Origin of the sequence: Pseudoalteromonas sp. bablab_jr011 (genome assembly GCF_016464045.1) — a bacterium.
In the GTDB taxonomy this organism is placed as follows: domain Bacteria; phylum Pseudomonadota; class Gammaproteobacteria; order Enterobacterales; family Alteromonadaceae; genus Pseudoalteromonas; species Pseudoalteromonas lipolytica.
In genome coordinates this window covers 1-13,112 of sequence record NZ_JACDWU010000166.1, presented here as the reverse complement: position 1 = coordinate 13,112, position 13,112 = coordinate 1, and the positions used below count along the sequence as shown (strand labels likewise).

General features: G+C 43.4%; 13 protein-coding genes. All 13 read left to right on the top strand.

Annotated elements, in window-relative coordinates; genetic code table 11:
* The first annotated feature begins 119 nt into the window (after window positions 1-119).
* The 13 genes from leuS to lipA all read left to right on the top strand — a co-directional run bounded on the left by leuS (window position 120) and on the right by lipA (window position 12,834).
* Window positions 120-2,708, top strand: a complete 2,589-nt coding sequence (gene leuS / locus JIG41_RS08055; protein ID WP_075593703.1) for a leucine--tRNA ligase — start codon at window positions 120-122, stop codon at window positions 2,706-2,708.
* 1 nt (window position 2,709) lies between these two features.
* Window positions 2,710-3,201: an LPS assembly lipoprotein LptE gene (gene lptE, locus JIG41_RS08050; protein ID WP_065978078.1), complete on the top strand. Its 492-nt coding sequence runs from the start codon at window positions 2,710-2,712 to the stop codon at window positions 3,199-3,201.
* Window positions 3,201-4,241: a DNA polymerase III subunit delta gene (gene holA, locus JIG41_RS08045; RefSeq protein WP_065978079.1), complete on the top strand. Its 1,041-nt coding sequence runs from the start codon at window positions 3,201-3,203 to the stop codon at window positions 4,239-4,241. The genes lptE and holA overlap by 1 nt, the downstream gene beginning before the upstream one ends.
* Window positions 4,242-4,253: 12 nt before the next feature.
* Entirely contained in the window at window positions 4,254-4,889 is a 636-nt protein-coding gene (gene nadD / locus JIG41_RS08040; RefSeq protein ID WP_075593704.1) for a nicotinate-nucleotide adenylyltransferase, read from the top strand.
* 56 nt (window positions 4,890-4,945) lie between these two features.
* Complete coding sequence (gene rsfS / locus JIG41_RS08035) at window positions 4,946-5,263, top strand: ribosome silencing factor (RefSeq protein ID WP_036967352.1); 318 nt, start codon at window positions 4,946-4,948, stop codon at window positions 5,261-5,263.
* Between the two features lie 28 nt (window positions 5,264-5,291).
* Window positions 5,292-5,762 carry a 23S rRNA (pseudouridine(1915)-N(3))-methyltransferase RlmH gene (rlmH, locus tag JIG41_RS08030; protein ID WP_036967350.1) on the top strand — a complete coding sequence of 157 codons (471 nt, stop codon included), beginning with the start codon at window positions 5,292-5,294 and terminating at the stop codon, window positions 5,760-5,762.
* A gap of 8 nt (window positions 5,763-5,770) precedes the next feature.
* A complete protein-coding gene (gene mrdA, locus JIG41_RS08025) occupies window positions 5,771-7,651 on the top strand; it encodes a penicillin-binding protein 2 (RefSeq protein WP_199524546.1) in 1,881 nt (626 codons plus the stop codon).
* Window positions 7,648-8,754 carry a rod shape-determining protein RodA gene (gene rodA / locus JIG41_RS08020; protein WP_036967346.1) on the top strand — a complete coding sequence of 369 codons (1,107 nt, stop codon included), beginning with the start codon at window positions 7,648-7,650 and terminating at the stop codon, window positions 8,752-8,754. Before mrdA ends, rodA begins: the two co-directional genes overlap by 4 nt.
* Window positions 8,754-9,524, top strand: coding sequence for a septal ring lytic transglycosylase RlpA family protein (locus JIG41_RS08015; protein ID WP_036967342.1), 771 nt, complete (start codon window positions 8,754-8,756; stop codon window positions 9,522-9,524). Before rodA ends, JIG41_RS08015 begins: the two co-directional genes overlap by 1 nt.
* A 54-nt stretch (window positions 9,525-9,578) precedes the next feature.
* A complete protein-coding gene (locus JIG41_RS08010; RefSeq protein ID WP_036967339.1) occupies window positions 9,579-10,739 on the top strand; it encodes a serine hydrolase in 1,161 nt (386 codons plus the stop codon).
* A gap of 181 nt (window positions 10,740-10,920) precedes the next feature.
* Window positions 10,921-11,199, top strand: coding sequence for a DUF493 family protein YbeD (gene ybeD / locus JIG41_RS08005; protein ID WP_036967336.1), 279 nt, complete (start codon window positions 10,921-10,923; stop codon window positions 11,197-11,199).
* Window positions 11,200-11,218: 19 nt separating this feature from the next.
* A complete protein-coding gene (gene lipB, locus JIG41_RS08000; protein WP_036967333.1) occupies window positions 11,219-11,872 on the top strand; it encodes a lipoyl(octanoyl) transferase LipB in 654 nt (217 codons plus the stop codon).
* Window positions 11,869-12,834, top strand: coding sequence for a lipoyl synthase (lipA, locus tag JIG41_RS07995; RefSeq protein WP_036967331.1), 966 nt, complete (start codon window positions 11,869-11,871; stop codon window positions 12,832-12,834). Before lipB ends, lipA begins: the two co-directional genes overlap by 4 nt.
* Window positions 12,835-13,112: the final 278 nt, after the last annotated feature.

The window sequence follows — 13,112 nt, the reverse complement described above, 5'->3', positions numbered from 1 at the left end:
AACCTGCCCTGAAAGTGATAATTTCGGAAAAGCCCTTATTTGCCGCTGTGATTAGCCTGTATTTTGGGTTATCCTTAGCGACAATTTTTTATCAATTTGCAAGAAGTCTGGAATCGTAGATGCAAGAGCAATATAACCCGCAAGACATAGAGTCAAAAGTACAAGCCTACTGGGATGAAAACCAAGTATTTAAAGTCACTGAAGATGAGAGCAAAGAAAAGTATTACTGCTTATCAATGTTCCCATACCCAAGCGGCCGACTGCATATGGGTCACGTTCGTAACTACACTATTGGTGACGTAGTATCACGTTTCCAACGCTTGCAAGGTAAAAACGTAATGCAACCTATGGGTTGGGATGCGTTTGGTCTTCCAGCTGAAAATGCCGCAATTAAAAATAACACGGCACCGGCTAAGTGGACATACGAAAACATTGACTACATGCGTAACCAATTAAAGCAATTAGGCTTTGGTTATGACTGGGATCGCGAAATCGCGACGTGCCACCCAGAGTACTACAAATGGGAACAATGGTTCTTCACTAAGCTGTATGAAAAAGGCTTAGTATACAAAAAGATGTCAACAGTAAACTGGGATCCAGTTGACCAAACAGTGCTTGCCAACGAGCAAGTAATCGATGGTCGTGGCTGGCGTTCAGGTGCGATTGTTGAGCAAAAAGAAATTCCACAATGGTTCATCAAAATCACTGATTATGCTCAAGAGCTTTTAGATGATTTAGATAAACTTGATCACTGGCCTGAGCAAGTTAAAACCATGCAACGCAATTGGATTGGTCGTTCTGAAGGCTTAGAAATTGAATTCAAACGTGCCGACAACGATGACACATTCCGTGTTTACACAACACGCCCAGATACCTTTATGGGTGTGACTTACGTTGCTGTAGCAGCCGGTCACCCAATTGCACAAGAAGCGGCTAAAAATAGCGATGCTGTTGCGATGTTTGTTGATGAGTGTAAAAACACCAAAGTTGCTGAAGCCGACATGGCAACCATGGACAAAAAAGGCATTGCAACTGGCTTTTACGCAATCCATCCATTAACAGGCAAGCAAGTCCCTATTTGGGTCGCTAACTTTGTACTGATGGACTATGGTTCAGGTGCGGTAATGGCGGTGCCTGCGCATGACCAACGTGACTACGAGTTTGCAAGTACTTACGGCCTAGAAATTACGCAAGTTATTGCACCTGCAGCTGGCAGCGAAGATACGGTTGACCTTGCAAATCAAGCTTTCACAGAAAAAGGCGTGTTAGTAAACTCAGGTGAGTTTGATGGTCTAGAGTTTGATGCAGCATTTAATGCGGTAGCAGACAAGTTAGAAGCACTGGGCGTTGGTGAGCGTAAAGTAAACTTCCGTTTACGTGATTGGGGCGTGAGCCGTCAGCGTTATTGGGGTTCTCCAATCCCTATGTTAAGCGACGAAAATGGCCAAGAGATTGCCGCTACTGAAGACATGTTACCAGTACGCTTACCTGAAGATGTGGTTATGAATGGTGTTACATCGCCAATCAAAGCGGATCCTGAATGGGCTAAAACAACCGTAAATGGCGTACCTGCATTTCACGAAACTGATACATTCGATACCTTTATGGAATCATCGTGGTACTACGCACGTTACTGTAGCCCTCGTTTTGACGAAGGAATGATTGAGCCTGGCGCTGCAAACTACTGGTTACCTGTAAACCAATACATCGGTGGTATTGAGCATGCGATTTTACACTTACTTTACTCTCGCTTTTTCCACAAACTATTACGTGATTTTGGCTTAGTTAACTCTGACGAGCCATTCGAGCGTTTGCTGTGCCAAGGCATGGTATTAGCAGAAACGTTCTATCGTAAAGATGAGAAAGGCGGTGATGTGTGGATATCACCAACCGACGTACAAACTGAAACTGACGAAAAAGGTCGTGTGACAAAAGCATGGCATAAAGTAGATGGTGAGCCGGTATTCTCTGCAGGCATGAGTAAAATGTCGAAATCGAAAAACAACGGTATCGACCCACAACAAGTTATTGCCGAATACGGTGCCGATACGGTGCGTTTATTCATGATGTTCACAGCACCTCCAGAGCAAACTCTTGAATGGTCTGATTCAGGTGTAGAAGGCGCAATGCGTTTCTTAAAACGTGTTTGGAAATACGCAGTCGATGTTGAAACCGTAGGTTATCAAGCACTTGATAAAGCCGCTTTAAGCAACGATCAAAAAGTACTTCGTCGTGAGCTTCATAAAGCCATTGCAAAAGTGACCGATGATGTTGAGCGCCGTCAAACGTTCAACACAGCAATTGCTGCCATTATGGAACTTTCAAACAAGTTATTAAAAGCGCCACTTGCTGATAAACAAGATGTCGCGATAGCAAACGAAGCGCTTGAAGCATTACTTATCATGCTTGCACCTATTACGCCGCACATGTGTCATCAACTATGGCAAGACCTTGGCAAAGAAGGTGACATCTTAGATGCTTCTTGGCCAACCGTGGATGAGTCGGCACTTGTTGAAGATGAAAAGCTAATCATCGTACAAGTTAACGGCAAGCTTCGTGCTAAGTTAACAGTGCCAGCAGATGCCACTAAAGAGCAAGTTGAAGCCCTCGCCTTCGCAGAAGATAATGTGACTAAATTCACAGACGGCGTGACAATCCGTAAAGTAATTTACGTACCAGGCAAGCTTCTGAATGTGGTTGCTAACTAAGATGGCAGCGCTTCATGCACTGAAAAACAGACTAGCTTTAGTGCTAGTCTGTTTACTGGTAACAAGCTGTGGCTTTCATTTAAAGAAAGCCTCTAACTTACCGGATGACTTAAAGGTGATCTCGCTGGTTGGTGATGACGAAAAATCAACCCTGTTCGAGTTAGTCGAAAAAGAGCTAATAGCCAGTAAAGTAGAATTTGACCACGGCGACAGTTCAACGCCTGAGCTCACTATTCACAAAGACCGCTTAGAGCGACAAATATTGTCGTTATTTGATAACGGTCAGGTCGCAGAATATGAGCTTGCTTATAGTGTCAGTTACACCCTTAAACGACCAGGCCAAGAAGCGGTTAACCAACGTTTTGAGCTGTATCGTAACTACCAAGACGATCCTGATAACGCACTTGCAAAAGCCAAAGAACTTGAGCTGCTGCTGAGTGAAATCAGAAAGCAAGCAAGCCGCCGTATTGTTAGAGAGTTATCGCAACTGTAATGCGTTGTTATGCGAATCAACTCACCAGCCAACTAAAAAAAGGCCTCGCCCCTTTCTACATGGTGTTTGGTGAGGAGCCCTACCAAATAGCGGAATGCGTATCACAGATACGTCAAGCAGCTAAACAGCACGGTTTTGACGAAGTCATCAAATTCACATTGATGCAGGGCTTTGATTGGCAAGAGATTATTGCTCAATATCAAAGTATGTCACTGTTCAGTGCACGCACCCTGATTGAATTTGATTTAAACGAGCAAAAACCGGGCACCACGGGCAGTCAAATATTTAAACAGCTCACTGAGCTGGTCAATGATGACACTATTTTAGTGTTAAAAGGCGCCAAAGCCAGCCAAGATATCCAGCGTAGCGCTTGGTTTAAAGCACTCGATAAACAAGGCATCTTTGTGCCTTGTTATCCGCTAACAGGCAATCACCTAACCCGCTGGTTAGATGAGCAATGTTATCGTTTAAATTTAAACCTGCATAACAATGCTAAGCAAAGCCTCATAGAAGCAACTGAAGGCAACCTGCTTGCGTGTCATCAAGAGCTTGAAAAGCTCTCACTGCTTTATGGCAGTGACTTAGTTGACCAACAAGCCGTTATGCAAGGGCTGCTCAATCAATCAAAGTTTGATATTTTCGATTTGAGCGATGCATTACTCAAAGGTCACGCTGAGCAAGCAGTCAAAGTCATGACCAAACTCGCTGCGGATAATACCGAAGCCATGAGTATTTTTTGGGCTATTAATAAAGAAGCCAGCAACCTACTTGCTATGCAGCATGCCAGACTAACGGGCGCCAATATGACTGACTTATACAAGCAGTTTAATATTTGGAAGAATCAACAAGCGACAATCCAACACGCGCTGAATCGTTTAAACAGCAAGGTACTTGAGCAAATAATTAAACAACTCGCTCAATTTGATGCCGCTTACAAACAAGGTAACTTAATTGCCCCTTATCAAGCGTTGACTCATATTTGTTTAGTGTTTTGTCAGCCGTTATCAATCCCCTTACCTTGTCATCCACATTCTGACTGAGAGTCGTAACTGATGATTGCTATTTTCGGTGGCACGTTTGATCCCATTCACTTAGGCCATTTAAATATGGCTGAACAGTGTGTTAAACAGTGCCAATTGAATACCCTCTATTTTATGCCTTGCGCTATCCCCGCTCATAAAGCAAAACCGGGGATAAGCGACGAGCATCGGATTAATATGCTCAAGCTTGCGATAGCGTCTAACCCGCAATTTGCCATCGACTACAGAGAGCTTAACCGCAGCGGTGCATCGTATTCATTACTGAGCTTAAAAGAGCTTCGCAGCGAACACCCGACCGCCCCTATTCTGTTTTTAATCGGCATGGATTCGTTTAATAACTTAGATAAATGGTATCAATGGCAAGAAATAGTCACACTGTGCCATATTGTGGTGTATCAGCGCCCTGGCCAAATATGCCATGTTGAGGGTGAACTGGCCGCTTACAAAGCCGATGCGTTGACTGACAAACTCGCGCAACTAAAACAATCACCTGCTGGCAAGTTATTCTTTTTAAATGGCTTACAAGTAGATGCTGCATCGAGTCAGATTCGAAAACAATTATATTTAAATGAACAGGCCGCGGAACTTTTACCCGCTAGCGTCAGTCAATACATTGCGCAGCATCATCTTTACCAAACAGATGAATAAATACTATCTGCGTGATAAAATAACACATTACGATTATTTACTTTTGAGAAAACACTTTGGATTCTAAACAACTACTCGCATTTGCCCTTGATAAAGTCGACGATATGAAAGCCCGTGACGTGGTACAACTTGATGTTCGTGGAAAATCTGACATTACTGACTACATGGTGGTGTGTTCAGGTAATTCTAAACGCCACGTTCAGTCTATTGCTGATCATGTCGCAAAAGAAGCACGCCATGCTGGTGAAGAGCCACTCGGCTACGAAGGCCAAAATGAAGGTGAATGGGTACTGGTAGACCTCGGTGATGTGGTTGTGCATGTAATGCAAGACCAAACTCGCGACTTCTATGATCTAGAAAAACTTTGGGGCTAACCCTTAGCAAGGACATAGGTAAAGCATTTTGAAGATACAATTGATTGCCGTTGGCACGAAAATGCCAGCATGGGTAGAAACAGGGTTTACGGAATATCAACGCCGGTTTCCGCGTGATATGCCGTTAGAACTCATTGAAATCCCAGCAGGAAAGCGTGGTAAAAATGCGGATATCAAACGTATTTTACAACTTGAAGGTGAAAAGACATTGGCGGCTATCCCCAAAGGAAACCGCATTGTTACACTTGAAGTAACCGGTAAGCCGATGGATACGCATCAGCTCGCTAAAAGTATGGAAAAATGGCAGCTTGATGGCCGAGATGTCAGCCTACTGATTGGCGGTCCTGAAGGGCTTGCACCTGAGTGTATCGCAGCCTCAGAGCAAAAATGGTCTTTATCGAACCTAACGCTACCGCATCCGTTGGTGCGTATTATTGTTGCTGAAAGCCTTTATCGTGGCTGGAGCTTAAATAACAACCACCCTTATCATCGCGAGTAGTAAAGCCCATGCGAAAACACAGACCCACCATTCGAGACCACTCGGCTGAAGCAAATTTATTTGCCCGTCGAGCATTTGTGGGTTTTGTGTTTGTTACCCTGCTTATTGGTGTCTTGTTATCAAATTTATATAACATTCAGGTTATTGATCACCAAGACTATCAAACACGTTCAAACGACAACCGCATAAAAGTAATACCAATTGCGCCTAATAGAGGCCTGATTTACGACAGAAATGGGGTGTTACTTGCCGAGAACAAGCCCGTTTACAACCTTGAAGTCATTCCTGAAGAAGTTGATGATCTTGACAAAGCATTGGCTGCTGTTGAGCAACTAATTACGATAAGCGAACAACAAAAAGCCGACTTTTTAGACGATATCAAACATAATCGCCGCTTTAAAAGCCAAGTGCTTAAAGCACGGTTAAACGAAACCGAAGTAGCCACGTTTTCAGTAAACCAACATAAATTTCCAGGGTTCAGTATTGAAGCGCGTTTAGCCCGCTACTACCCGTATGGCGATACACTCACTCATGCCTTAGGTTATGTTGCCAAGCTAAACAAAAAAGAACTCACTAAACTTGAAGCCGAAGACCAAGCAACGAATTACCGCGCCACTCATGACATTGGTAAGCTTGGTATCGAAAAATACTATGAAGAGTTACTACACGGTGTTGTTGGCTCACAACGCGTTGAAGTAAACAACCGTGGTCGCGTTATCCGTACTCTCAGTCTGACTCCGCCAGAGCCTGGCCACGACTTAGTGTTAACCTTGGACATTGGCTTGCAACAAATAGCCCAGCATGCCTTAAAAGACATGCGTGGCGCAGTGGTCGTGCTTGATGCAAAAGACGGGGGCGTGCTGGCAATGTATTCAAACCCAAGTTATGACCCAAACTTATTTGTGCATGGCATTAGCAGTAAAAACTACAAAGAATTATTAAATCCAGACCGCCCACTTATTAACCGTACTACGCAGGGTCGCTATGCTCCGGCATCGACGGTTAAGCCCCATATGGCCATTTTAGCCCTCGAAGAAGGTTTGGTAACAGAACAAACACAGATGTGGGATCCGGGCTTTTTCCAAATTCCGAATGTTGAACACAAATGGCGTGACTGGAAACGTTGGGGCCATGGTCATGTCGATGTTTACAAAGCGATTGAAGAGTCATGTGATACCTACTTTTACGATGTTGCCTACCGACTAGGCATCACTAAAATCAGTGACTTTATGACTCAATTTGGCTTTGGCGAGCTCTCTGGTATTGATATTCATGAAGAAACAACGGCAATTATGCCATCTAAAGAATGGAAAGAAGCCCGTTTCAGAGAATCATGGTGGCGAGGCGATACAATCTCGGTGGGGATCGGACAAGGTTATTGGACCGCGACCCCGATGCAAATAGCCAATGCAACTAACATTTTGGTGAATAAAGGCATTGATCATCCACCTCACCTTGTGCAAGTAGCCAAAAAAGAAAACGAAGTAACGCAAATCAATAATGATGAAAAGCCCCCTGTACAACTTAAAAACCCACATCATTGGCAAATGGCCCTCGATGCAATGCACAACACAGTGCATAAAGTAACCGGTACAGCACACAAAGCGTTTAAAGGTGCAACCTATGACCCAGCCGGTAAAACCGGAACGGCGCAGGTAGTCAGTATTGCTCAAGGCGAGCGATATGATGCAGAATCACTCAAAGAACGCCAACGAGATAACGCAATATATGTTGGCTTTGCCCCTTATAATGACCCACAAATTGTGGTGTCGGTGGTCGTCGAAAATACCGGTGGGGGAAGTACTGTTGGTGCGCCAATTGCGCGCCAATTAATGGATTACTACTTTTCTGCTAACCCTATAAAACTTGCTCAAAGTGATGCGCCATGATCCCATTAAATAAAAAACGCTCGATTTGGCAGCGCCTTCATCTTGATGTACCTTTACTGATTGCGCTCATGCTCATGATGGTCGCAAGCCTTGCTATTGTATACAGTGCCAGTGGTCAAGATTCTGCGATGATGATCCGCCATGCTACACGTATGTTTGGTGCTGTACTGGGCATGTTTATTCTGGCGCAGTTTTCACCGAATACCTTAAAAAGCATGGTCATTCCTCTGTATTGCTTGGGCTTATTAATGCTCGTTGGCGTGTTGTTCTTTGGTGTCAGTTCCAAAGGCGCGCAACGTTGGCTTAATTTAGGTATCACGCGTTTCCAGCCTTCCGAATTAATGAAAATAGCCGTGCCAATGATGGTTGCCTGGTACATTGGCCGTAATCACCTGCCCCCACGCGCGATTCATTTAATCATTGGTTTTGTAATTGTGATGGTGCCGACCATTTTAATTAAAGAACAACCAGACCTAGGAACGTCAATCTTAATTGCCAGTTCAGGTATATTTGTGTTGTTTTTATCAGGCTTAAGCTGGCGCTTAATTGGCTTTTTCTCAGCCGTTGTTGCACTCGCTGCATGGCCATTTTGGCATTACGGAATGCATGACTATCAACGTCAGCGAGTACTTACCTTTTTAGACCCAGAAAGTGACCCTTTAGGCTCGGGTTATCACATTATTCAATCAAAAATAGCCATTGGTTCCGGGGGAATTGAAGGTAAAGGCTGGTTGCAAGGGACTCAATCACAACTTGAGTTTTTACCCGAACGCCATACTGACTTTATCTTTTCGGTACTCAGTGAAGAATTTGGTCTATTTGGTGTTTGCTTACTGCTGTGCATGTATTTATTTATTATTGGGCGTGGCTTGTACATTGCCGTTAATGCACAAGACGCATTTGGTAAACTACTCGCAGGGGCCTTAACCCTGACTTTCTTTGTCTATGTGTTTGTGAATATAGGAATGGTTTCTGGCCTATTACCTGTCGTTGGTGTCCCCTTACCCTTAATTAGTTACGGGGGGACTTCTATGGTGACCCTGATGGCTGGATTTGGCATTATTATGTCTATCGCCACCGATAAAAGGATGCTGTTAAAATAATGACCCACTTAATAAATGCCCTTTTAATCGCGCTTATCTGTGTTGTGCTCAGCGCATGTAGCTCACCGTCGTCACAACAAGGACGCTATGCAATGCAGCATGATGCAGCGCCATTGCGAACACCGACAGAACTTGAAATGCAAGATGCTGTGGTCACTGCTGTTATCAAAAGCGCCAGTGCAAGCCGCCCCTACGAGGTGAGAGGAAAGCGCTACACGCCCATGCTAGATGAAACGGGCTACTCAGAAGAAGGCATCGCTTCTTGGTATGGTCGAAAATTTCACAACTACCACACTTCGAACGGCGAAATATACGATATGTTTGCCATGACTGCAGCTCACAAAACACTGCCGCTGCCAAGTTTTGCTCGCGTCACGAATTTAGATAATGGCAAATCAGTGATTGTGCGTGTTAATGATCGCGGCCCTTTTCATGACGATAGACTGATCGATTTATCTTATTCTGCAGCATATAAGCTTGGCTACTATCGTCAAGGTACAGCCCGTGTTAAGGTTGAAGCTATTACACTTGCAAATTCTGCCCCTCGTTTAAGTTACATACAGGTTGCAGCGGGAAGTACTCTTTCTAATGTCGAAGCGCTCGCGTTTCAACTTCGCCAGCAATACCATGTGCCAACAAACATTGTTGAAAAAGACGGGATCTATCGTCTGCGTCTAGGGCCAATTAAAGATGCTGCAGAAGCACAATCCGTTTTAGATAAATTAAAACAAAACCAATTTCAGAACGCGTTCTTGCTTTACAGTGAGTAAGACCTTTAGAATAGGTTAACGCGACATGTTTAACTTCAACCATTAATGAGTACGATGAAATCTATAAAATATAAAATCTTAAGTGGCGTTTGTGGCCTTGTTTGCACTGCTAGCGTATTTTCTGCAACAGCCCAAATCATCCCCGCCCCACCTCAAGTTAATGCTAAAGGTTACTTTTTGGTTGATTTCACCACAGGAAAAGTAATTGCCGAAGGCGAAGCTGATACAAAACTAGCACCAGCAAGTCTGACCAAAATGATGACCAGTTATGTCATTGGTACAGAAATTAAAGCAGGTAATATCTCACCGACCGATATGGTAACAGTGAGCGAAAAAGCATGGGCAAAGAACTTTCCAGAGTCATCAAAAATGTTTATCGAAGTGGGTAAACAAATCAGTGTTGATGATCTTAACCACGGTATCATAATCCAATCAGGAAATGATGCGTGCGTAGCAATGGCAGAGCACATTGCAGGCAGCGAAAGTGCATTTGCTGATTTAATGAATGCCCATGCTGAAAAACTAGGCATGAGCAACAGTCACTTTGTTAATAGCCATGGTTTAGATACCAACGAGCACTTTACCACGCCACGTGATATGGCAACATTAGGCGCTGCACTTATCCGTGATGTACCTGATGAATATGAAGTTTATGCAAAAAAATCATTTACTTATAACGGCATTAAACAATACAACCGTAACTCATTGTTATGGGATGAGAGCTTAAACGTAGACGGAATTAAAACAGGCCATACCTCAGAAGCGGGTTATAGCTTAGTTACCTCAGCAACCAAAGATGATATGCGTTTAATTGCAGTTGTAATGGGAACTGAAAGCGAGCGTGCACGTAAGGTAGAAAGTAAAAAACTACTTAACTACGGTTTCCGTTTCTTCGAAACAATCACACCCTATAAAGCAGGTGACAGTTTTGCAGAGCAACGTATTTGGATGGGTAATAAAGAAAACGTATCGTTAGGTATTTTAGAAGATACACCCATTACTATCCCACGCGGTCAACGTAAAAACTTAAAAGCGAACTTTGAGCTTGATAAAACCTTAGAAGCCCCACTGGCGAAAGGCACTAAAGTAGGCACACTTTTCTTACAGCTTGAAGGTGAAGAAATTGCGCAATATCCACTTGTTACCTTAGAAGAAGTGGAAGAAGGTAGCTTCTTTAGCAAAATTTACGATTACTTACGTTTACAAATAATGTAAACCCGTAAAAAAGATTATAAACGCCTTGCACTGCAAGGCGTTTTTTTTTGCCTGAAAAATGATAGAATGCGCCCCATATCAGTCGCGCTGGGTCGAGTGCGTCGTAATCCAGTTTGCTTAACGCCAAGAAATGGCAAAGAAAACGTCTATTAAGCAGACCATTGTTTGAGGAGTCACCGTCGTGGTTCAACCTGTAAAAGATACTAAGTTTGACGAGTATTTAGATTTCCCTTGCCCATTCACATTTAAAATCATGGGCTTAGCTAATGTAAATCTGACAGATCAGATCCTAGAAAAGCTGCAACCCATTGCACCGGGCGATTACGCACCTAAGATCAAACCAAGCAGTAAAGGGAATTATGAGTCAGTCACACTTGTTGCTACGGTAACAAGCAAAGAGCACATCGAAGAAATCTATAACGTGATCAGCAACATCGATGACGTACGTCATATGCTATAGACTGATTACGGAGTAAATCGTGAGCGAGAGAGAATTAATCGTTCGCCAATTAGGGCGACAGCGTTACATGCCAATTTGGCAAAAAATGCAATCATTTACCGATACCCGCGATGAGCACACAGCTGATGAAATTTGGCTTGTGGAACACGAACCTGTATTTACACAGGGTCAGGCAGGTAAGGCAGAGCACCTTTTAAACACCGGTGATATTGAAGTGATTCAAGTAGACCGAGGTGGTCAAGTGACCTATCACGGACCGGGTCAACAAATGATGTACGTGCTGTTTAACCTTCGCCGTTTAAATATTGGCGTTCGTGAACTCGTCACTTGGTTGGAAGAGTGTATTATCGATACACTTAAAGATTATGATATTGAAGCCTATGCAAAGGCGGATGCACCTGGCGTTTATGTTAACGACAGTAAAGTTGCATCGTTAGGCTTACGCGTTCGTCGCGGCTGCTCTTTCCATGGTTTAGCACTGAATGTAAATATGGACCTAAGCCCATTTTTACGTATCAATCCATGCGGTTATGCTGGTATGAACATGGTGCAGACAACCGATCTCAATGGCCCACAGAACCTAGAGCAAGCAGGTTCAGGGCTTATTAAACACATGATTAAAAAGCTTAATGCTACTGTGGTTAAGCACACTGAAGGGTTTGAAAACGAATGAATAAACCAGTCAAAATGGAACCAGGCGTAAAACTGCGTGATGCTGAGAAAATGGCGCTGATCCCAGTGAAAGTTTTACCAACAGAAAAAAACGAAATGTTACGTAAGCCAGAATGGCTTAAAATTCGTTTACCAAAATCAACAGAGCGTATTGATGGTATTAAAAGTGCCATGCGTAAACACGGCTTACACTCTGTGTGTGAAGAAGCATCGTGCCCTAACCTATCAGAATGCTTTAATCACGGTACAGCAACCTTTATGATTCTTGGTGCAATTTGTACGCGTCGCTGCCCGTTTTGTGATGTTGCGCATGGGCGTCCATTAAAGCCTGATGCGGCAGAACCAGAAAAACTAGCTCTAACGATTAAAGATATGAAGTTAAGCTATGTTGTTATTACGTCTGTTGACCGTGATGACCTACGTGATGGCGGTGCACAACACTTTGCTGACTGTATTCGTGAAATTCGTAAGCATAACCCAAATATCACCATTGAAATTCTAGTACCTGATTTTCGTGGCCGTATGGACAGAGCGCTTGATATCTTAATTGAAACGCCGCCAGATGTGTTCAACCACAACTTAGAAACGGCACCACGATTATACAAACTAGCGCGTCCGGGGGCTGATTATAAATGGTCATTAGAGCTACTTCGTCGCTTTAAAGAAGCGCACCCAGAAGTGAAAACAAAGTCTGGCCTAATGGTCGGTCTAGGCGAAGAAATCAGTGAGATTGAAGAAGTATTACGTGATTTACGTGAACATAACGTAGATATGCTCACGGTAGGTCAATACTTACAGCCTTCAAAGCACCACTTACCGGTTAAACGCTACGTGCCACCAGCCGAGTTTGATGGCTTAAAAGCTTATGCTGACGAAATTGGCTTCACACATGCTGCATGTGGCCCGTTTGTTCGCTCAAGCTACCATGCTGATCAACAGGCAGCAGGTAAAGAAGTTAAATAACACTTCTTATACCATTCCGCTTAATTAAGTGGTCTATTTTGAGGCAATAAAACCGCGTTGATAACAAGGCAAAAATTTAGTTATTTAGTTGTTCTAAATCAGAAATTTTTAACGCAGGTAGCGACTGGTTTGATCATTCAAAATGATTAAGTATTTTTGCGGATTGGTATTATTAAACATTTAAAAGCCGCGCTATAAAATTTTATAGCGCGGCTTTTTTGTAGCTTAAAATATTTTGCTCTTCTCTTAACATTGCCTGCTGTTCATGAGCACGTAAC

Coding starts and splice junctions, on each gene's coding strand:
- leuS (WP_075593703.1), top strand. CDS start 120: ATGCAAGAGCAATATAACCCGCAAGACATAGAGTCAAAAGTACAAGCC.
- lptE (WP_065978078.1), top strand. CDS start 2,710: ATGGCAGCGCTTCATGCACTGAAAAACAGACTAGCTTTAGTGCTAGTC.
- holA (WP_065978079.1), top strand. CDS start 3,201: ATGCGTTGTTATGCGAATCAACTCACCAGCCAACTAAAAAAAGGCCTC.
- nadD (WP_075593704.1), top strand. CDS start 4,254: ATGATTGCTATTTTCGGTGGCACGTTTGATCCCATTCACTTAGGCCAT.
- mrdA (WP_199524546.1), top strand. CDS start 5,771: ATGCGAAAACACAGACCCACCATTCGAGACCACTCGGCTGAAGCAAAT.
- rodA (WP_036967346.1), top strand. CDS start 7,648: ATGATCCCATTAAATAAAAAACGCTCGATTTGGCAGCGCCTTCATCTT.
- JIG41_RS08015 (WP_036967342.1), top strand. CDS start 8,754: ATGACCCACTTAATAAATGCCCTTTTAATCGCGCTTATCTGTGTTGTG.
- JIG41_RS08010 (WP_036967339.1), top strand. CDS start 9,579: ATGAAATCTATAAAATATAAAATCTTAAGTGGCGTTTGTGGCCTTGTT.
- lipA (WP_036967331.1), top strand. CDS start 11,869: ATGAATAAACCAGTCAAAATGGAACCAGGCGTAAAACTGCGTGATGCT.